This is a genomic window from Melioribacter sp. (assembly GCF_049325435.1).
In the GTDB taxonomy this organism is placed as follows: Bacteria; Bacteroidota; Ignavibacteria; order Ignavibacteriales; family Melioribacteraceae; genus Melioribacter; species Melioribacter roseus.
In genome coordinates this window covers 348,108-368,803 of sequence record NZ_JBMOLD010000013.1, presented here as the reverse complement: position 1 = coordinate 368,803, position 20,696 = coordinate 348,108, and the positions used below count along the sequence as shown (strand labels likewise).

The 20,696-nt window shown below is 42.8% G+C and carries 21 protein-coding genes; 15 read left to right on the top strand and 6 right to left on the bottom strand.

The features are described from left to right. Positions 1-29: 29 nt before the first annotated feature. The 15 genes from fusA to ACOYVE_RS10600 all read left to right on the top strand — a co-directional run bounded on the left by fusA (position 30) and on the right by ACOYVE_RS10600 (position 15,855). Positions 30-2,126: an elongation factor G gene (gene fusA / locus ACOYVE_RS10670; RefSeq protein WP_422881889.1), complete on the top strand. Its 2,097-nt coding sequence runs from the start codon at positions 30-32 to the stop codon at positions 2,124-2,126. A 96-nt stretch (positions 2,127-2,222) separates the two neighbouring features. Continuing rightward, entirely contained in the window at positions 2,223-2,735 is a 513-nt protein-coding gene (locus tag ACOYVE_RS10665) for an HIT family protein (RefSeq protein WP_422881887.1), read from the top strand. Positions 2,736-2,742: 7 nt separating this feature from the next. Next, positions 2,743-3,897: a glycerate kinase gene (locus tag ACOYVE_RS10660; protein ID WP_422881885.1), complete on the top strand. Its 1,155-nt coding sequence runs from the start codon at positions 2,743-2,745 to the stop codon at positions 3,895-3,897. Positions 3,898-3,910: 13 nt separating this feature from the next. Further along, positions 3,911-4,834 carry an FAD-dependent thymidylate synthase gene (gene thyX / locus ACOYVE_RS10655; RefSeq protein WP_422881883.1) on the top strand — a complete coding sequence of 308 codons (924 nt, stop codon included), beginning with the start codon at positions 3,911-3,913 and terminating at the stop codon, positions 4,832-4,834. 12 nt (positions 4,835-4,846) lie between these two features. Next, complete coding sequence (locus ACOYVE_RS10650) at positions 4,847-5,317, top strand: dihydrofolate reductase (RefSeq protein ID WP_422881881.1); 471 nt, start codon at positions 4,847-4,849, stop codon at positions 5,315-5,317. Between the two features lie 11 nt (positions 5,318-5,328). Continuing rightward, on the top strand, positions 5,329-7,173 hold the full coding sequence (mutL, locus tag ACOYVE_RS10645) for a DNA mismatch repair endonuclease MutL (RefSeq protein ID WP_422881879.1): 1,845 nt from the start codon (positions 5,329-5,331) through the stop codon (positions 7,171-7,173). 22 nt (positions 7,174-7,195) lie between these two features. Then, the gene (locus tag ACOYVE_RS10640) at positions 7,196-8,848 is read left to right on the top strand and encodes an acyl-CoA mutase large subunit family protein (protein ID WP_422881877.1); all 1,653 of its coding nucleotides are present in this window, start codon (positions 7,196-7,198) and stop codon (positions 8,846-8,848) included. 2 nt (positions 8,849-8,850) lie between these two features. Then, complete coding sequence (locus tag ACOYVE_RS10635; protein WP_422881875.1) at positions 8,851-9,723, top strand: decaprenyl-phosphate phosphoribosyltransferase; 873 nt, start codon at positions 8,851-8,853, stop codon at positions 9,721-9,723. A 3-nt stretch (positions 9,724-9,726) separates the two neighbouring features. After that, positions 9,727-10,953 carry a hemolysin family protein gene (locus ACOYVE_RS10630; RefSeq protein ID WP_422881873.1) on the top strand — a complete coding sequence of 409 codons (1,227 nt, stop codon included), beginning with the start codon at positions 9,727-9,729 and terminating at the stop codon, positions 10,951-10,953. A 24-nt stretch (positions 10,954-10,977) separates the two neighbouring features. Next, the gene (locus ACOYVE_RS10625; RefSeq protein ID WP_422881872.1) at positions 10,978-12,018 is read left to right on the top strand and encodes a T9SS type A sorting domain-containing protein; all 1,041 of its coding nucleotides are present in this window, start codon (positions 10,978-10,980) and stop codon (positions 12,016-12,018) included. A gap of 40 nt (positions 12,019-12,058) precedes the next feature. Continuing rightward, on the top strand, positions 12,059-13,207 hold the full coding sequence (tgt, locus tag ACOYVE_RS10620; RefSeq protein WP_422881871.1) for a tRNA guanosine(34) transglycosylase Tgt: 1,149 nt from the start codon (positions 12,059-12,061) through the stop codon (positions 13,205-13,207). Continuing rightward, the gene (gene yajC, locus ACOYVE_RS10615) at positions 13,208-13,525 is read left to right on the top strand and encodes a preprotein translocase subunit YajC (protein WP_014857378.1); all 318 of its coding nucleotides are present in this window, start codon (positions 13,208-13,210) and stop codon (positions 13,523-13,525) included. Between the two features lie 68 nt (positions 13,526-13,593). Then, on the top strand, positions 13,594-14,484 hold the full coding sequence (speB, locus tag ACOYVE_RS10610; protein ID WP_422881870.1) for an agmatinase: 891 nt from the start codon (positions 13,594-13,596) through the stop codon (positions 14,482-14,484). 63 nt (positions 14,485-14,547) lie between these two features. Then, complete coding sequence (locus tag ACOYVE_RS10605) at positions 14,548-15,174, top strand: SDH family Clp fold serine proteinase (RefSeq protein ID WP_422881868.1); 627 nt, start codon at positions 14,548-14,550, stop codon at positions 15,172-15,174. A gap of 60 nt (positions 15,175-15,234) precedes the next feature. Further along, positions 15,235-15,855 carry an NfeD family protein gene (locus tag ACOYVE_RS10600; RefSeq protein ID WP_422881866.1) on the top strand — a complete coding sequence of 207 codons (621 nt, stop codon included), beginning with the start codon at positions 15,235-15,237 and terminating at the stop codon, positions 15,853-15,855. 33 nt (positions 15,856-15,888) lie between these two features. On the opposite strand, the gene ACOYVE_RS10595 is transcribed toward ACOYVE_RS10600, so the two are convergent. The 6 genes from ACOYVE_RS10595 to purQ form a co-directional block, all read right to left on the bottom strand. Next, positions 15,889-16,899 (bottom strand): DUF6263 family protein, encoded by a 1,011-nt coding sequence (locus ACOYVE_RS10595; protein WP_422881864.1) that lies wholly within the window; start codon positions 16,897-16,899, stop codon positions 15,889-15,891. A 1-nt stretch (position 16,900) separates the two neighbouring features. After that, positions 16,901-17,335 carry a nucleoside-diphosphate kinase gene (gene ndk, locus ACOYVE_RS10590; protein ID WP_422881863.1) on the bottom strand — a complete coding sequence of 145 codons (435 nt, stop codon included), beginning with the start codon at positions 17,333-17,335 and terminating at the stop codon, positions 16,901-16,903. Positions 17,336-17,347: 12 nt separating this feature from the next. After that, positions 17,348-18,244, bottom strand: a complete 897-nt coding sequence (sucD, locus tag ACOYVE_RS10585) for a succinate--CoA ligase subunit alpha (RefSeq protein WP_422881861.1) — start codon at positions 18,242-18,244, stop codon at positions 17,348-17,350. An 80-nt stretch (positions 18,245-18,324) separates the two neighbouring features. Further along, complete coding sequence (gene gatA, locus ACOYVE_RS10580; RefSeq protein ID WP_422881860.1) at positions 18,325-19,755, bottom strand: Asp-tRNA(Asn)/Glu-tRNA(Gln) amidotransferase subunit GatA; 1,431 nt, start codon at positions 19,753-19,755, stop codon at positions 18,325-18,327. Between the two features lie 14 nt (positions 19,756-19,769). Further along, the gene (locus tag ACOYVE_RS10575; RefSeq protein WP_422881859.1) at positions 19,770-19,988 is read right to left on the bottom strand and encodes a Sec-independent protein translocase subunit TatA/TatB; all 219 of its coding nucleotides are present in this window, start codon (positions 19,986-19,988) and stop codon (positions 19,770-19,772) included. Between the two features lie 12 nt (positions 19,989-20,000). Further along, entirely contained in the window at positions 20,001-20,696 is a 696-nt protein-coding gene (gene purQ, locus ACOYVE_RS10570) for a phosphoribosylformylglycinamidine synthase subunit PurQ (protein WP_422881857.1), read from the bottom strand.

Below are 20,696 nucleotides of genomic sequence, written 5' to 3'. Positions count from 1 at the left end.
ATCGATAAATATTATAAGGAGACTACATCTTGAAAGAGTATAATCCAGACGCAATCCGAAATATTACATTAATTGGACACGGCGGAAGCGGTAAAACTTCCATCTCCGAATTACTCCTTTTTACATCCGGCGCTACTAACAGAATCGGTAAAATTGAAGAAGGCAATACTGTATCCGACTTTAACCAGAATGAAATCGAAAAACAAATTTCTATCTACGCCACTCCTCTTCATATGGAGTGGAACAATAAAAAAATTAACTTGCTCGACACTCCAGGCTTTCCCGACTTTATCGGACAGGTAATTTCAAGTCTATATGTGTCCGACGTCGCCGTCTCGGTTATCAAAAGCGCCGAAGGCATTGAAGTCGGCACTGAGCTGACCTGGGAATATGCAAGAAAATATAATATTCCTTCTGCTGTAATTGTTAATAAAGTCGATAATGAACATTCCAAATTCTTTGAAACAATTGAAGTTGCAAAAAACAGACTTTCGCCCGATGTTAGCGTGGTCGCTTTCCCTGCGAGCGAAGGTCTCAATTTCAATGCCGTAGTCGATCTGATAAAAATGAAACTCGTAACCTACGGAGAAGCGGGCTCGAAAAAGGTTACGGTTGAAGATATACCGGCTAATTTAAAAGAACAGGCTGATAAACTGCGCGAGGAATTGATCGAAAAAGTAGCCGAGTCAGACGAAGATTTGATGAATAAATTTTTTGAAGAAGGCACTCTATCCGAAGAGGACTTGGTCAAGGGCATCAAAAAAGCTATTGTAGAGGGAACGCTTGTACCGGCTTTACCGATGGCAGCCACTAAAGGCGTAGGAGCCAACACATTCCTCGATTTCGTAGAAAAATATTTCCCGTCGCCGGCGGACAGAAAACCGGTCGAAGCAAAAATGAAAGACGGCGACGCTCCCGTCGAAATCAAATGCGACCCGAGCGGCGAAACCGTTCTCTTTATATTCAAGTCTCTTTCCGAACAGCACGTCGGCGAACTTTCGATATTCAAAGTCTATTCGGGAACAGTTACTCAAGGCATCGACCTTGTAAACACTCACAAAGATAAAACGGAAAGAATCGGGCAGCTCTTTATTCTTAACGGTCATAACAGGACCGAAGTCAGCAGCCTGAAAGCCGGCGATATCGGCGCTGTGGTAAAACTGAAAGACAGTCATACGGGCGACACGCTCTGTTCAAAGAACTTTTTGGTTGTATTGCCGGAAATCGAATATCCCGACCCGGTAATCAGAATGGCGGTTCAGCCGAAGGCAAAGGGCGACGAAGATAAAATATCCGCCGCTTTGCATACGGCGCACGAAGAAGAGCCTACATTGATTTCGAAATACGACCCTGAAATTTCTCAGACAATAATTGCAGGTCAGGGAGAGCTTCAATTGAACCTTGCCATCAAACTCCTGAAAGACAGATACGGAGTAGACGTCGATCTGGTCGAACCGAGAATTCCTTATCGCGAGACGATAAAAGGCGTTTGCAACGACGCGGAATATAAACACAAAAAACAATCCGGCGGCAGGGGACAGTACGGTCACGTTCATTTGAAATTGGAACCGCTTCCGAGAGGCGGCGGATTCGAATTCGTAGACGCGATTGTAGGCGGCGTGGTTCCCGGCAGGTTTGTGCCTGCAGTCGAAAAAGGCTTGAAGGAAATCATGTCGAAAGGAATTCTTACCGGCAGCCAGGTGGTCGACGTCAAAGTTACTTTGTTCGACGGCACTTACCACTCGGTCGACTCGGACGAAGTTTCCTTCAAGATAGCCGCGTCGCAGGCGTTCAAAAAAGGATTTATGGAAGCTAAACCCGTTATCCTCGAACCGATCTACGACGTGGAAGTAAAAATTCCCGAAGAGTATATGGGCGACGTAATGGGCGATATCTCGAGCCGGAGAGGTAAAATCCTTGGTATGGAATCGGAATCTCCGTTCCAGATCATCAAAGCAAAAGTTCCTCTCGCCGAGTTGCATAAATATTCGACTCAATTGCGCAGTTTGACATCGGGCAGAGGCATGTTCAAAATGAGCTTCTCTCACTACGAAGAAGTGCCGAAAGAAGTGGAAGCCAAAATTATAGAAGAATATCAGAAACAAAAAGAAGAAGCAGCGGAATAATAATTGCGCTGTAGTGATTATATATGACCCGTCAATTCGGTTTACGGTTGACGGGTCAATTATTTTTTCCCTCTATATTTAATTTACAGGAGTATTATGGAACGTTTGTGGTCGCCTTGGCGTTCGCAATATATCGAGTCGTTTAAGGATAAAAAGCAAGACGAAACCTGCATCTTTTGCGATGCGGTTAATGAAAAAATCGAAGATGAAAAATCTCTCAAAGTCTACAACGCCGACGTATGTTTTGTGATGCTGAATCTTTATCCTTACAACAGCGGACATTTAATGGTCATTCCTAATAGGCATTTGTCGTCTTTTGAGGATTTGACCGAAGAGGAAATGAATCGCATTATGCAGGTAACCAAGTTGAGTATGAAAGCCCTCGATCTGGTAATGAAGCCGCACGGCTTTAATTTCGGCGCAAATCTCGGTAAAGCAGCGGGCGCGGGAATCGACGAGCATATTCATTTTCATATTGTGCCGAGATGGAATGGCGATACTAATTTTTTCCCGGTGCTCGGCGATGTAAAAGTAATTTCCCAGGACTTGCTGCAGACAAAATCGAATTTAATCGAAGCTTATTCAAAACTTACAACAAACTCTAAATAAAAATAAAATGAAAAAAAATATTTTAGTTGCGCCCAATTCATTCAAAGAGTGCGCTAACTCCGTTGAAATTGCTTCGCTATTTCAGACTGCATTCGATAAACTGATTCCCGAGGATCTTAAAAAAATTATTGAATTCCATTATAAACCGATTAGCGACGGCGGCGACGGTTTTTTGGAAATAGCCAATAATTATTTCAGTTTGGAACTGCTTCACTTCGAAATTTCATATCCGCACTCGGACGAAAAATTTCTTTGCCCTGTCGGTTATTCGATGCAGGATAATAAAGTTTATATCGAATCCGCGCTGGTTCTGGGGCTTAATCTGGTTCCCGAAGATAAAAGGAATCCTTTGCTGCTAACGTCGAAAGGCATGGGCGAATTAATCGAGCAGTTAGTTGAGAGCGCCGAAAACGGTTTCCTTGAAATAAAAGAACTGGTAATCGGTATCGGAGGCACTGCAACGAATGACATGGGGCTTGGCATGATGAGTCGATTCGGATTTGAATTGTTCGACAAAGACAAAAGCAAACTCGATCTTCTGCCTGCAAATTTTATTAAAGCGGATAAAGTTAAATATAATAAGAAGAAATTGCCGTTCGACATTACAATCGTTCACGACGTTAACAATCCGCTTCTTGGCAAGGAGGGCGCTACGATGGTATATGCCCTTCAAAAAGGCGCGGGTGAAAAAGACCTCGATATTCTCGAGAAAGGTTTGGAAAACATATTAGGTCTGATTGGTTGCGACGAAGAAACCAAAATGAAACTCAACGGAGCGGGAGGCGGCTTGGCCGGGGCGTTTCAATTATTCTTCGACGCTAAATTAAAATCTGCGGAGAAATTTATTTTCGAAGATCTTGGCATTGCCGAAAATGTATATGATTTCGTTTTAACTGGAGAAGGCAAATTCGATTTCCAGAGCAGATACGAAAAAGGCTCTTACCTGATCATTAAAAAATACGCGCCGGAAGGTATTCCGGTTTATGTGGTATGCGGAGAAGCCGAAGGCGATTTACCCGAAGAGGAAAACATTCATATTATCGAATTGGCGGAGTATTTCGAATCGCTCGAAGAATCGATCGAAAAGATAGACGAAGGAATTTTAACCGCCGCCAAAATTATTGCCAGAGAAATTTTACATCAGTTTACAATTAAAAATTAACACCGGAATTTAAATGGAAAATAAAGACGAAATTCTGGAGCGAGTTTCGGTCAAAGAACTCGATTCAATTTTGGGAAAGAAATTTCCCGTTCTCGACGACGGTTTTATTCGCGTTGTCGATTATATGGGGTCGGACGAATCGATTGTACAAGCCGCGCGCGTTTCTTACGGAAAGGGAACAAAAAAAGTAAGCGAAGACCGCGGACTTATTCGCTATCTATTGAGAAACCAGCACACTACGCCGTTTGAAATGTGCGAAATTAAATTTCACGTGCGCGTTCCGATGGATACATGGCGTCAGTGGATTCGTCACAGAACCGCGAACGTCAACGAGTATTCAACGCGTTATTCGATTGCCATCGACGCTTCTCAAAAAACCGACCCGGATAAATGGCGCCTCCAGGCAAAAGACAATAAACAGGGGAGCGAAGGCTTCCTGAGCGCCGAAGTCGGCAAAATTTTATCGGAAAAAGAGATCAAGTTTCAGAATTATGCGCGTGAAATTTATAAAGAAAGAATCGAAGCCGGCGTGGCAAGAGAACAAGCCCGGAAAGATTTGCCGCTTTCGACTTACACCGAAGCCTACTGGAAAATCGACCTTCACAACCTATTGCGATTTATTTCTTTAAGAATGGACTCGCACGCTCAATACGAGATCCGTCAATACGCCGAAGTTATCGGCAAAGAAATTGTCGCCAGATGGTGCCCGATTACATGGGAAGCTTTTATGGATTATATTTATAACGGCGTTAAATTCTCCGCGCTCGAACTGAATGTTTTGAAAGCGATTAATTCGGGCGATAGGGAAGAAGTCCTGAGGCTGGCTGACGAGTACGGCTGGTTGAGAAAAATAGAAGACCGACTTGCAAAGAACAGGGAAAGAATCGAATTCGAAGAAAAACTGAATCTGCTTGGTATTCAAATACCATGGGCATGAATTTAAATTTTCATGAAAATCATTATCATCGCCGCTAAATCGAAAAATAATGTGATCGGTAATAAAGGTTTATTGCCCTGGCATTCTTCCGAGGAGTTAAGTCATTTTAAATCGACGACTGACGGTTACCCGGTTGTAATGGGACGCAAAACCCGCGAATCGCTTAAAAGACCGCTCGAAAACAGGCTCAATATTATTTTAACCCGGAATAAGAACTATAAAACCAACGCCGCCGACTCTGTCGTATTATCCGGCGTTGACGAAGTTTTGGAGCATTGTAAAGATTACGAAAAAATTTTTATAATTGGCGGCAAACAGGTTTACGAGGCATTTATCGATTTAGCCGACGAAATGATTATTTCCGAGATGAAATTCGAAGCCGAGGGAGATACTTATTTCCCGGATTTCAGCCGGGAAGATTGGACGGCGACGAAAAAAGAATTTAACGATTTCGTTCTTTATCATTATATTAGAATTACTTAAAGTGAAATAAGATGGAAAATAAATCAAAAAAAATAAAAATACTGCCGGAAAATATTGCCAATAAAATTGCCGCCGGCGAAGTTGTTAACAGGCCGGAATCCGTAGTAAAAGAACTGCTCGAAAATTCGATCGACGCGGGCGCTACCGAAATCGAAGTTATAATTAAAAACGCCGGCAAATCTCTCATTCAGGTTGTCGACAACGGCGAAGGCATGAGCCAGGACGACGCTCTCCTCTGCGTTCAACGCCATGCAACCAGCAAAATCAGTTCCGTCGACGACCTCGAAAAAATAATTACATACGGTTTCAGAGGCGAAGCGCTGGCTTCTATTGCCGCAGTCAGCCAGCTCGAAATTAAAACCAGAAGGGAAGAAGATCAACTGGCGACTTATATCAGGTTTTCGGATTCCAACGAATTGCTAGTTGAAAAAGGGGCTTTTCAAAAAGGAACCTCGGTTACGGTTAAAAATCTTTTTTATAACGTGCCTGCGCGCAGAAATTTTTTGAAATCGAATACTACGGAACTGAAACATATAATAGAAACATTTAAGCGCGTTTCCCTGAGTCATCCGGAAATATCTTTTAAGTTTTATAACGACGACGATCTGCTGTTCGATTTTGCGGCGGGCTCCTTGCTCGACAGGATGAAATCCGTATTTGCGGATAATATCGACGAAGCATTGCTCGAAGTAGAAGAAGTTACTGATTATATCACCCTTACGGGATATGTAACGAAGCCGAATTATCTCAGAAAGAGCAAAAGCGACCAGTACTTTTTCCTCAACAAACGCTACGTGATAAATAAGACAATTAACCACGCCGTCTTTTCGGCATTCGAAAACATACTCGAAAAGGGCGACTATCCTTTCTTCGTGCTCTTTATGGAAGTCGATCCGAAAAAAGTCGACGTCAACGTTCACCCGTCCAAACTGGAAGTCAAATTCGACGACGAGAGAGAAATCTACGCGTTTGTTCATGCCGTAATCAGAAAAACCATCGGCAGTTACGACCTGGTCCCACAAGTTACGCTCGACGACAACGGAACTACGGAACAGAAATTAAGACCTCAGAATTTCAGAAATATCGATAAATACGACTTTTCAGATCGACCTGCCGTAGAGCGGGAAACGAAAAAATATAACGAAGAAGATTTGAGAAGACTATTTCATCTGGATGATGAAATAAACGCAGCCTCTGCCCAGCAATCGGCTCCTCACCCGTTCGAAAGTCGTCCTCAGCAAAAAGAAGTAACCCACAGATTCGAATCGACGCAGGAGAAAGAAAGCGAGACTCCGTTTATCGTATTGCTTCACAATAAATATATTCTTTCCCAGATAAAAAGCGGACTTATGATTATCGACGCTCATGTGGCGCACGAAAGAATTCTTTACGAACAGGCTTTGAATTCGTTTAATGCCAATATTCCTTTCTCGCAGCACCTTCTGTTTCCTCAAGTGGTCGATATGGACCCGGCTGATTACGAACTTACAAAAGAATTGGAGCCGTATCTGACCAATCTCGGATTTACGCTAAAATTCAAACCAAAATACCGCGTGGAAATAATCGGTATTCCTTCCGACCTGAAGACAGAACACGAAGTCGATACGCTCCTCGACATACTTCACGAATACAGAAAGAATCAGCAGGAAAAAATACTCGACGTCAAAGACAATCTTGCCAAGTCGTATTCCTGCAAAGCGGCAATTAAAGCCGGCGATAAACTCGATGAAAAAGAGATGCGTATTCTGGTCGACAAACTTTTTGCCACTTCGATGCCGTATGTCTGTCCGCACGGCAGACCGATAATAATCAAAATACCAATCGAAGAATTCGACAAACGTTTCGGCAGAACCTAATAAATAAAATGAAAGGATTTCAATGGAATCCGAATACAAAAAAGCAAAAGAAAGATATCTTGACCGGTTATCCGAATCGGTAACCGCGCCTCGAAGATATTCGACCGTGTCCGACCTTCCCATAAAGGAATGTTACTTTCCCGACGATATCGAAGGGAAGGATTATTTGTCGGATATCGGTTTCCCGGGGGAGTACCCGTTTACCCGCGGAATTCATACTAACGGCTACAGGGGTAAAATCTGGACTATGCGGCAGTTTGCCGGTTTCGGCACGCCGGAAGACACCAATCGACGTTTTAAATATCTGCTTTCTAAAGGGCAGACCGGATTGTCGGTGGCATTCGACCTGCCTACTTTGATGGGCTGGGACGCCGACGCTGAAATGAGCAGGGGAGAAGTCGGGATTTGCGGCGTTTCGGTCTCCTCGTTGCTCGATATGGAAATTCTTTTCAAGGATATTCCGCTCGACAAAGTTTCGACGTCGATGACGATCAATTCTCCGGCGGCAATGATCTTTGCTTTTTATCTGGCGGTGGCGAAAAAACAGGGTTTGAATCTCGCTTCGCTCAGCGGCACGCTTCAAAACGATATACTGAAAGAATATATAGCTCAAAAGGAATTTATCTTTCCGCCGCGTCCATCGATGAGAATCATTGTCGATATGATTGAGTATTGCAAAAACGAAACTCCGAAATGGAATCCGATTTCGATAAGCGGATACCACATCAGGGAAGCGGGTTCAACGGCGGTTCAGGAGCTCGCATTTACTCTGGCTGACGGTTTTGCCTATATCGAAGCGTGTTTGGAACGCGGTATGGATATCGATTCCTTTGCGCCGCGCCTTTCGTTTTTCTTTAATTCGCACCTCGATTTTTTCGAAGAGATTGCGAAATTCAGAGCGGCGAGACGAATCTATGCGCGTCGCATGAAAGAAGTATACAAAGCCAAAAATCCGCGATCGTGGTGGTTGCGATTCCATTCCCAAACAGCGGGTTGTACTCTTACGGCGCAACAACCCGAAAATAATATTGTAAGAACGGCGTATCAGGCTCTTGCGGCGGTATTAGGCGGAACGCAGTCGCTCCATACAAATTCAATGGACGAAACCCTCGCTCTGCCTTCCGAAAAAGCCGTAAAGATTGCGCTGAGAACTCAGCAGATGTTAGCATTCGAAACAGGAGTTATAAATACCGTCGACCCGCTGGGCGGCAGTTATTTTATCGAAAAACTTACCGACGAAATGGAAGAGGGAGCCGAAAAAATCTTCTCGGAAATTGACGCTTTGGGCGGAGTTATTCCGGCAATTGAAGCCGGATATTTCCAAAAGGAAATCGCCAATTCAGCATATCGATACCAGCTTCAACTCGAAAGCAAAGAAAAAATAATTGTCGGCGTAAACGAATACGTCGATCCGGACGAGAATATAGATATTCCGATACTCAGAATTTCTCCCGAAGTGGAAATAGAACAAAAAAAACGGCTGGCTGAGCTCAGGAACAGCAGAAATCAAAAAGAGGTAGAAAACGCGCTCGAAAATATCGCCAATGCGGCTAAAGACGGAAAAAACCTGATGCCGCCTTTGATCGACGCCGCAGAAAAATATGTTACTCTCGGCGAAATGGTCGCCGAACTCAAAAAATATTTCGGCACTTATACCGATGCGCCCGTATTTTAATTATGGATAAATTAGGACAATATTTAAGGTTAATCCGGGTCAAAAGCTGGATTAAAAATCTTTTTGTGTTTGTCCCGCTGATCTTTTCGAAGAACTTATTCGATCCGGTAAGCGTCTCTCATTCGATTATGGCGTTTCTGGCTTTCTCATTGGCTTCGGGATTTGTATATGTTATAAATGACTACTTCGACGCCGAGTACGACCGTTTGCATCCAGTAAAAAAGTACAGACCGATTGCATACGGGAAGGTATCGGGAAGAGAAGCTGTAATAATTGCAGCGGCGTTGATAATCCTTTCGATTGTGATCTTAAACGAAGCAAGCGCCCGGTTCAAATTCATCATCGCCGCTTACGTTGTAATAAATTTCTTTTATACGCTTTACCTGAAAAATCTGGTAATACTCGACGTTATGATTATCGCCTTTGGATTTTTATTGAGAGTAGCCGGCGGAGCTGTAGTCATTAATGTGGAATTATCCGGGTGGTTGATACTTGCTACAATTTTCATCGCTCTTTTTATGGCGGTTATTAAGCGGAGAGTGGAATACGCCGCTTTTGAAAATAATTCACAAAAAAGAAAAGTCCTGTTCGATTATTCGATAGAACTTTTGAATCTGTTGACAGCCGTAAGCGGCGGAGGAATAATTATTTCGTATGCCCTCTATTCGATTTCTGAACATACGATGCGCGAATTCGGCACGGAAAATCTGGTTTACACTGTATTATTTGTTATCTACGGAGTTTTCAGATATCTCTACCTGGCGATTAAGCAAAATCGGGGAGAGGATCCGGCAGAACTAGTATTGTCCGATATCCCCACTATTTTGAACGCAATTTTGTATATTTTATGTGTATTATTGATAATTTACGGTTAAAATATGGTCAATGATTTTCTGATTTTAGTTTTATTATTAATCGCGAGCGCCTTTTTCTCGTCTTCCGAAATTGCATACGTCGTCGCCAATAAAATCAAACTCGAATTAAGGGCAAGGAAAGGGAATTTCTACGCAAAAACGGCATTTTATTTCGTTCAGAAACCCGAAGCGTTTTTCTCCACGATCTTAATTTCCAACAATATCATAAATATTTCCTTTGCATCGATTTCTTCTTATTTCTTGCTCCACTATTTCGGTTATAACGAATTCGAAATTTTGCTTGTATCAACATTACTTCTGCTGCTCTTCGGAGAATTGATTCCCAAGTATATCGGCAGGGAAGTGGCGGATTTCCTGGTGCTTATTTCCTCTCTGCCTGTCAGAGTTTTATCGGTATTGTTTTATCCTTTTGTTGTTGCCACCTCCAAAATTTCTTCTATCGTTGAAAGAATTGACGAAAGGGAAGAAGAAGGCGTAGTAAATGAAATCGACCGGGACGATATTCAGAATCTGATTGAAGAAAGCAGTCAGGCTCGTAAAATTGACGAAGAGCAATCCGACATTATAAACAAGATAATCGAAATCCGCGATCAAAAAGTTTACGAAGCCATGACGCCCCGAACGGATATCGTGGGAGTCGAAATTAATTCCACGCCGGACGAAGTGCTTGAAAAATTTATCGAGTCGGGTTATTCTAAATTGATTGTCTATGAAGAAAATCTCGACAATATAAAAGGGATGGTGCTTGTAAAAGACTTTTTGAAAATGCCGAAAGAATTGAAATCGGTACTGCGCGATGTGGTTTTCGTGCCGGAATCGAAAAAAAGCCTCGAAATGTTGAATGAATTCTTGAGCAAACAATTTTCGCTGGCAGTCGTAGTAGACGAATTCGGTGGCACGGCGGGAATTATTACAGTCGAGGATTTAATCGAAGAATTGTTCGGGGAAATTAGAGACGAATACGACGTCGATGAAATTATTGCCCGAAAAATTGGGGAGCATACTTATATCCTCAGCGGTAAAGTGGAAATCGATTACCTCAACGAAGAATTCAATTTGAATATCGAAGAGGGCGACTACGAAACCCTGGCAGGTTATATTACCACAAAACTCGGTCGTATCCCCCGTAAAGGTGAATCTTTTAATATCGATAATTTTTCGGTACAGATACTTAAATCGGACAAGAAAAAAGTTGACTTGGTAAAACTTTATGTTAAAGAAGCTAACTGATACAATAATAAAGAAATAGGCGCTTTGAATAAAATAATTTTATTGCTTCTTCTTTCGGCTGATTTAATCCTTTCCCAAAATTGCATCAATATCGGGGCGTTTCATCAGCCCGTAGACGTGAAATATGAGTATCTGAATTTCGTATTCAGATCCGTAACCGATACATCGTCGTTAAGGAAAATTCTCGAAGACGGGAGGAAAAACGGCTATAAAATTTGTTTGAATTTAACGGGAGCACGCCACAATTTTCAGAATGAATACGGATATTTCAGCATCGATAAATTTGCGGAGCAATTAAACAAGTATTCAGATTTCGATTTCGAAGAATATAAAGAAGTAATATTTTGCCATTTGATGTTCGACGAGCCGCACGATCCGAATAATTGGAACGGGAAAACAGTAGAAGGAGCATTAATCGATTCGGCTGCTGCGCTCTCTAAAAGACTGGTTGGTTTTGCTGCTACGGCTGTAGGCGCTCCGGCGGATTACCTGTCCAAATTCGGAAAATATAAAAACCTCGATTATGCCAAACCGCAATATTCCTCGAAATTCGGTAATATTGATGATTTTATTAATGTGAATTCAAAAGCGGCAATTGAATCCGGCTTAAGAAACATTTACAGCATAAACGTACTTTCCGGCGGTATTAATCAAAACCAAATGTCAAAAGATGAAATTGTAAGTTATTCGCTCGCTCTTCTAAAGGATTCCACATGCGACGGTCTTCTCTACTGGAAATGGGATGAAAATTATTTCTCTGCCGTCTCGGCTGCATTCGGAGAAATTTATAATGAAATGTGCGGTATATCAGACGTTAAAGAAAACACCGTAATTACCGGTAATACAATCGCTTACCCGAATCCTTTCGGGGATTATCTGAACGTAAACTCAACAACCGGAACCGTACGTATTTCGCTTTTCAATATAATAGGCGAGGAGGTTTATTCGGGAATATTGAACCGGACGGGAAGAATAAGACTTGATTATTTGCCGGATGGTATCTATATCCTAGTATTAAAGGATAAGTCGGCAACAAAAATTACGAAATTGCTAAAAATCAGGTAGAAATATTCATATATTTCGATTGTGGAATAAAGTGAAAAAGATGGATTTTAAGTTAGAAAAAAGAGATACTCGTTCAAAAGCCCGAGCCGGAAGAATTATTACGGAGCACGGCGAAATTAAAACCCCTATTTTTATGCCGGTGGGCACGCAGGGGACTGTTAAGGCCGTTTCTCAAAGAATTTTGAAAGACGAAATTAAAGCGCAGATAATTCTGTCGAATACGTATCATTTGTATTTGCGTCCGGGAACTGATATCCTGGAGCAAGCGGGAGGATTGCATAAATTCATGTCGTGGGATCTGCCTATACTTACCGACAGCGGAGGATTTCAGGTCTATAGTCTGACGGAATTGAGAAAACTGAAATGCGACGGCGTGGAATTCAGATCTCATCTCGACGGATCGATACACTATTTTACGCCGCAAAAAGTAATCGAAATCCAGAGAAGCATCGGTTCGGATATAATTATGCCGCTCGATGAATGCACCCCATACCCGTGCGAATACGATTATGCGAAAAAATCGACCGAATTGACAAGTAAATGGGCTATCCTTAATAAAGAGGCTTTCGAATCGACCAAACCTTTGTACGGCCATTCGCAGGCTCTCTTTGGCATTATTCAGGGAAGCGTATATAAGGATTTGCGAGAAATCTCGGCTAAGGATCTGCTCAAACTCGATTTCGACGGTTATGCAATCGGAGGACTTGCTGTGGGCGAGCCTCCCGAAGTAATGTACGACCTTGTCGATTTCACGACAGATTTTATGCCGGAGAACAAACCGAGATATCTGATGGGCGTAGGACGTCCTGAAAATATTCTCGAGGCAATCGAACGAGGCGTGGACATGTTCGACTGTGTGATGCCCACTCGAAACGCCAGAAATGCGTATCTTTTTACGTCGAAAGGCGTCGTATCGATGAGAAATGCCGTTTACAAAGACGACTTCTCGCCGCTCGATCCGGAATGCGATTGTTATACGTGCAAAAATTTCAGCAAGTCGTATCTCAGGCATTTATTTAATGCAAAAGAAATATTAGCTTTGGAATTGTCTTCTATTCATAATTTGACTTTTTACCTTAACCTGGTCAAAACTGCCAGGGAAAAGATACTTGACGGAAGTTTTGTTGAATGGAAAAACGGAATCGTTGAAATTTTATCAACAAATGTACAATTAAATAAGGAGTATTAAATGGATTTATTATTAGCAATGGCTCCGCCTCCGAACGGACAGGGCGGTTCAGGCGGATTGATCAGCACTTTGATTATGTTCGGCGCAATTTTTGCCATCTTCTATTTCATGATTATTCGTCCGCAACAAAAAAGAGCCAAGGAACGAGAAAAATTGCTCTCTTCGGTTCAAAAAGGCGACAAAGTGATCCTCAGCAGCGGACTCTACGGCACGGTTGCCGGACTGGACGAAAAAACCGTTTTGATCGACGTAGGCAATAATGTTAAAATGAAATTCGAACGGTCGGCTATCGCCACAATTTTGCGAGACGACAAATAATTCTCTAATCTCTTATGCCCCGTTCAAAGAAACGGGGCTTTTATTATTATTTTCTATCCGGAGGAAGAATGAAAGTTTTGGGAATCAAAAAAAATTTTCTTGCCATCGAAAAAGAGTATTCCAATTACGAAGAATCCGAAATAGTTATTATTTCGGCTCCTTTCGAAAGAACAGTTAGTTACGGAAAAGGAACCGCAACGGGCCCGGACGAGATTCTCAAGGCTTCTCACTACGTCGAATTTTACGACGAGGAAATGAACCGTGAACTTTGCTTTGAAAAAGGAATCGCCACTCTCGAACCGCTGGATTTTAAGAATTTGTCGATCGAAAAATCACTCAGGAAAATTTACAAAGAGACCGCCCGGCAAATCGACAACGGTAAATTCGTCGTTTTGTTGGGGGGCGAACATTCGATTTCTTCTGCGCCTGCAATGGCTTTTTCGGAGCGATTTCCAAATCTTTCTATCCTTCAAATTGACGCTCATTCCGACCTGCGCGACAGTTATAACGGCAGTAAATTTTCACATGCGTCCGTAATGGCGCGCATTGCCGAATTCAATAAAAATATTGTCCAGGTGGGAATCCGCGCTCAATGCAAGGAAGAAGCGGAACTGAGAAAAAAATTCAATATCAAAACTTTCTATGCCAGAGAAATCAAGTCGGGTATGTACGGAGAAAACTGGCAGGAATTAGTCGTAAAGAATTTGACGGAAAACGTCTATATAACTTTTGACGTCGACGGTTTCGACCCGTCGTTGTTGCCTGCTACCGGCACTCCGGAACCGGGCGGACTCTTCTGGGACGAAACTATGAATTTATTGAAAATTGTCGGGGCGGAAAAGAATATCGTAGGCTTCGACGTCGTCGAACTGGCGCCTTCGAAATACCATCCTTCGTCGAATTTTGTGGCTGCCAAACTCGTTTATAAAATGCTCAATTATGCTTTTACCGGAAGATAGGTGTTGAATTAGTCGTTCAATTTGGTTATTTAAGAGTAACATAAATTTGAACGAGAGGGTAAATTGAAGAAAATACTACTGCTGGTTTTAATCCTTATTTCGAGTATTTCCGCGCAAAAAGTTTATTACGGAGATATCGAAGGCGATATCGATCTGGGATTGGCCCCTTACGTAAAAAGAATTGTTGAAGAAGCCGAGCAAAATACGGCCGATGCAATCATTTTTCGCATTAATACTTTCGGCGGAAGGGTTGATGCAGCCACTCAAATTAAAGATGCGATTCTCAACAGCAAAGTGAGAACCATCGCGTTCATCGACAAGCGCGCAATTTCAGCCGGCGCATTAATAGCCCTTTCCTGCGAAAAAATTGTTATGACTCCGGGCGCTTCAATGGGAGCTACAACCGTTGTCGATCAATCCGGGCAAAAGCAATCCGAAAAATATCAATCCTATATGCGTTCGGAAATGAGAGCCACAGCCGAAAAAAACGGCAGACGGACGGATATTGCTCAGGGAATGGTCGACGAAACTATCGTTGTACCCGATCTGCAGGACGACAGCACAAAGCTGATTACACTGACTGCGGAAGAAGCCCTTAAATTCGGTATGGCTGATACAATCCTATCGTCTGTCGAGGAAGTTAAAGAAGCTTTCGGGTACAAAAATGCGAGTTTGATTAGAGTCGAATAGAACTGGGCTGAAGATTTTATCAGATTTCTCAGCCATCCGATTATCTCGTCGCTTTTGATAATGATCGGATTGATAGGACTTTATACTGAAATTAAAACCCCGGGCTGGGGCATGCCCGGCACGATCGGCGTAATCAGTTTGGCGCTCTTTTTCGGCAGCGGTTATATTCTTGAACTTGCTTCGGCTCTCGAAATAATCCTCTTTATCGTGGGACTTATACTACTTCTTATTGAAATATTTGTCATTCCGGGATTTGGAGTATTCGGAGTAAGCGGCATAGCGTTAATGATTGTGAGTCTTTTCCTCGGACTTATTTCGGATTTTCCGCTTATCGATTGGGATATTATTTCGGTTGCCATTATTCAGCTGGCGCTTACGCTCCTTTCTACGCTTGTAATTATGGCTCTGATGCTGAAATATCTGCCGAAGACGAGCGTCGTTACAAAATTGGTACTGGATAAAAAAGTGGAACAGAAATCCGGATACGGGACTCTCCCTTCATTGAAAGACCTGGTTGGCAGGGAAGGAATCGCTTATACCGATTTGAGACCTTCCGGCACCGCCTTGATTGACGGAAAAAGGGTGGACGTTATTTCAGAAGGCGATTATATTCAGAGGGACAGTCCAATTATTGTAAAAGCCGTTGAAGGTCTGAAAGTTATTGTGGAAAGAAAGAAGTAAAAGACCTGCCCGTTGGCTAACGGGCAGGCATTTTTATAGCAGTTCAATAATATTTTTGTTTGTCGTAATATCTTTTCGAACGGTTTTGATTTTCTGCTGCATCGAATTGAGCATTTCGAGATTGGCTTTCAATTCTACCGTAGTTCCCGTTTCCGATTTTATAAGAAGACCTCGGTCGATATCGAAAAGGATTTTTCCTTCGCCTTCGATTTTCGGATCTTCGAAACTGTATTTGATGCCGTTTTCTTCGCCGCTTTTATTCCCCGACCAAGTTGTATTTAAATCCGCGCTTACGTTAACTGCCCGGTTGCCGTCGTATTCAACAAAACCGTCCACTTTGTAGGTTACGTTGTTGCTGATGTTGAATACGCTCAGCTGGGAAGGATAGCTCTTTACCCATGTAGAATCGAGCGCCAGTTGCTTATCGGGAAGTTCTCTGAAAATTAATTGAGTAAGCGGTCTTATGATTGCGTCTCCGATACTTTTTGAGATTTGTACTTTTTGTTCCGTTGTAAGTTTCTGATTGTCAGGCTGTAGCGAGTTCATCTTGTCGACCATTTTGTCGAGCCGCGAAACTTCGAGGACTTCTCCTTTATTGCTAACTCTGGCTCGGTAGGGCACGTTGTGAATTGCGTAATACTGGATGAATTTTTGATTCTGTTCCCGGTCGTTTTCAGCGTTTGCATCGTAAACGAATTTTTGTCCGTTAATGTCGGCGTCTATTTTCAAAGACGAAATCGTAATTCCCAGCTCTGCAGTATTGTCCGGTTCAACTTCGATGACGTTAATGTCGAATTGATAAATCGTGTTTTCGTTCGATTTGGATTCAATGAGCGAGTCGGCTTGAATTGTCTCGTTTGCAGCGGTTATCGTAGTCAGTTTATACTTAATGTTATCGCCTTTGGAGAATTTATAGTCGACAGTTACCGATTTGCCTTTCAGATCGATCTCTTTGAGTTCGGCGGAGTTCTGATTATTATCTTTTTCGCCCGAGCATCCTGCAATGATCGCAAAGAGAAGCAGGGCAATTAATCTGTTTTTCATTTTATTCTTCCCATCCGTTGATTTCTAATAATTCTTTTCTTGAAAAGAAATGAGCGATTTCTTTTGCCGCGTTTTCGTCCGAGTCGGAGCCGTGAACGATATTTTCCTGAATGTTTTCGGCGTACATTTTTCTGATAGTGCCTTCTTCGGCTTTTGCAGGGTCTGTGGCGCCTATCAATTTGCGGAAATCTTCAACGGCATTTTCTTTTTCGAGCACAATAGGCACGCACGGACCCGATGTCATATATGAAATCAGTTCGTGAAAAAACGGTCTTTCCTTGTGCACTTCGTAAAATCCTTTTGCGGCGTCGGGCGTAAGTTTAACCATTTTCATTGCCGCAATTTTAAATCCGGCGCTTTGAATATGACTTATTACTTTTCCGATTAATTCCTTGCGGACGCAGTCGGGTTTAAGAATAGCAAGAGTTCTGCTCAATTTATTTCTCCTTTATTTATTTCTTTTTTGATTTTTTTCCAAAGCTTTTTTCATCGTGATTCCGATTTCAGCGGGACTTTCGACGACGTGAATTCCCGCCTTTTTGAGAGCCGCCATTTTTTCAGCGGCAGTGCCTTTACCTCCCGATATGATGGCTCCGGCGTGTCCCATCCGTCTTCCCGGAGGAGCGGTACGACCTGCGATGAATCCGACTACCGGTTTTTTGACGTGCTTTTTAATATATTCGGCAGCTTCTTCTTCGGCTGTTCCGCCGATTTCGCCGATCATAACGATACCTTCGGTGCCTTCGTCTTCGTTCATCAATTTAATAATGTCGATAAAACGGGAGCCGATCACAGGGTCGCCTCCGATTCCTACGCACGTCGATTGTCCGATGCCCAGATCGGATAATTGTTTGACAGCTTCGTAAGTTAAAGTTCCGCTTCGCGAAACAATGCCAACCTTTCCTTTTTTATGGATGAAGCCGGGCATAATTCCGATTTTTGCTTTTCCGGGCGATATAATGCCCGGACAGTTCGGACCGATCAAACGCACGTCTTTTCCTTTTAATGAATTATAGACACGAACCATATCCCTGGCTGGAATGCCTTCGGTAATACAGACGATTAATTTAATGCCCGCGTCGGCTGCCTCAAGAATTGCGTCGGCAGCAAAAGCCGGCGGCACAAAGATAGCCGAAGCTGTTGCTTTGGTTTCTTTTACCGCTTCTTTGACGGTATTGAAAATGGGTATGTCGGTATCTTCGAATTTCTGTCCGCCTTTGCCGGGAGTTACTCCGGCGACAACTTTGGTTCCGTATTCGAGCATTTGACGGGTATGGAAAGAACCTTCGCCTCCGGTTATTCCCTGAACTAATACGCGCGTTCTTTTGTCGAGAAGGATACTCATAATTTTTCCCGTAGTTTGTTTATATTTCTTACAAAATTAAGAAAGGAATTTGAAATATACCCGAAATTTCTCGAATTAATTTATTTCATCTTCTCCAGCTGTTTGGCAAACCGGAGCAATTTAAGTTCCTCAAAATGATTGGCCATCAACTGGAGCCCGATCGGCATACCGTCCGAGTTTTTTCCGATAGGAATATTAATTCCGGGTATACCCGCCAGATTTGCCGGCGTGGTAAAAATATCGCTCAAATACATTTGGAGCGGGTCGGCTGATTTTTCGCCGATTTTGAATGCTACCGTAGGCGTTGTGGGAGTCAATATTATGTCTGCCTGCTCGAAGGCTTTATCGAAATCTTCTTTTAGATGTCGTCTTACTTTTTGAGCTTTTCTGTAGTAAGCGTCGTAATATCCTGCCGAGAGAACGTAAGTTCCCAGCATAATTCTGCGCTTTACTTCTTTGCCGAATCCTTCTGTTCTCGATTCGGTGTACATATCGAATAAATTATTCGCTTTGTCCGACCGGTAACCGTAATGCGCTCCGTCGTAACGCGATAAATTCGAAGAGGCTTCGGCAGTCGTCAATATATAATAAGTGGCAATTGAGTATTCCGTGTGGGGCAGCGATATCTCCTTAACTTCGTATCCGTTTTTCTTTAGAATATTAATTTGATTCTCTACGGCTTCTTTAATTTCCGGGTCGAGTCCGCCTTCGCTCGATGGATTGAGGTATTCTTTCGGTATTCCCACGGTGAATTTTTCCGGTCCGTTTCCGGTCAAATCGAAATCGGGAACTTCAATCTCCCGGCTTGTCGAATCCTTCGGATCTTTACCGGCTAGAACGCTTAAAATCAGGGCAATATCGTCGACCGAATTTGCAAAAGGACCGACAGTATCGAAAGACGATGCAAATGCGGTCAAACCGTATCTTGAAACTCTTCCGTAAGTTGGTTTGAGACCGTAGACGCCGCAAAAAGCCGCAGGTTGACGAATCGATCCTCCGGTGTCGGTGCCTATGGAAGCGTCGCACAATCCTGCCGCGACAGAAACTGCCGAGCCGCCGCTTGAGCCTCCGGGCACGCGTTCTTTATCGTGCGGATTTCGAACTATGCCGAATGCGGAATTCTCGTTCGACGAACCCATCGCAAATTCGTCGCAGTTTGTTTTTCCGATTATAATGGCGTCCTCGTCGATTAATTTTTGAACCGCCGTAGCTGTATAGACGGCTTCGTAGTTTTCCAATATTTTCGACGAGCAGGTCATCGGACGGTTTTTTATTGAGAGGACGTCTTTGACGGATATTACCATTCCCGCCAATTTGCCTGCATTGCCGCTTTTGATTTTTTCTTCAATTTTATCGGCTTCCGATAACGCATCGTCAAAAACAAAATTAAAAGCGTTGAGCTCTTTATTGTCTTCGATTTTACGAAGGAATTCTTCAACGTTTTTTCTTAACGAAAGTTTTCCCGATTTAATTAATTCCGTTTTTTCCGAGTGGTTTCTGTATTGAGCCAATTAAATCACCGTGATTAATTTGAAGTTTCGGATTTATCCTTTTCGGTTTCTTTTTTCGAGTCGACTTTGTCTATCGATTTAATGTCTTCTTCCACTTCCCGGATTGCCTTTTTGAACTCTTTCATACCTTTACCGATGCCTTGAGCGACTTCCGGAATTTTCTTTGCGCCGAAAAGAATCAAAATTGCAAGCACAATCAGAATAATCTCAGATGCGCCTAAGTTTCCAAACATAATTCATCCTCCTTATTTATAAAAACTTTCAGCAATCGACTTAAAAATTAAAGCTCCGTCCGTTCTGGATAACGCCGTATCGCACGCCCTTTCGGGGTGGGGCATCATACCGAGAACGTTGCCTTCTTTATTTATTATTCCCGCTATGTTGTTGAGCGAGCCGTTGGGATTTGCTTCCGGAGTTACGTTTCCGTTGATGTCCGAATAACGGAATACTACTTGATTGTTTTTTTCAAGTTCGTGCAATGTTTTTTCGTCCGTATAATAATTTCCTTCGCCGTGGGCAATCGGGATTTTAATTACGTCTTTATCTACAAGTTTTGTAAAGAGAGTGTTCTTATTTTCCACTTTCAGGTAGACGTCTTTGCAAATAAATTTCAAATTAATGTTCTTTTGCATTACGCCGGGGAGAAGACCGGTTTCCAGGAGTATTTGAAATCCGTTGCAAATGCCGATTACAATGCCTCCGCCGTCGGCAAATTTAATTACTTCGTCCATAATGGGGGAAAAGCGTGCAATTGCGCCAGTTCTCAGATAGTCGCCGTAGGAAAAACCTCCGGGCAGCAATATTACGTTCGAGCCTTTCAGGTCGGAATCTTTGTGCCACAAGAATTCGGTATCGTAACCGAGAATTTTTTTAAGAGCGTAATAAGCGTCGTGGTCGCAATTAGCGCCGGGAAAAACTACAACACCAAATTTTATCTTCAT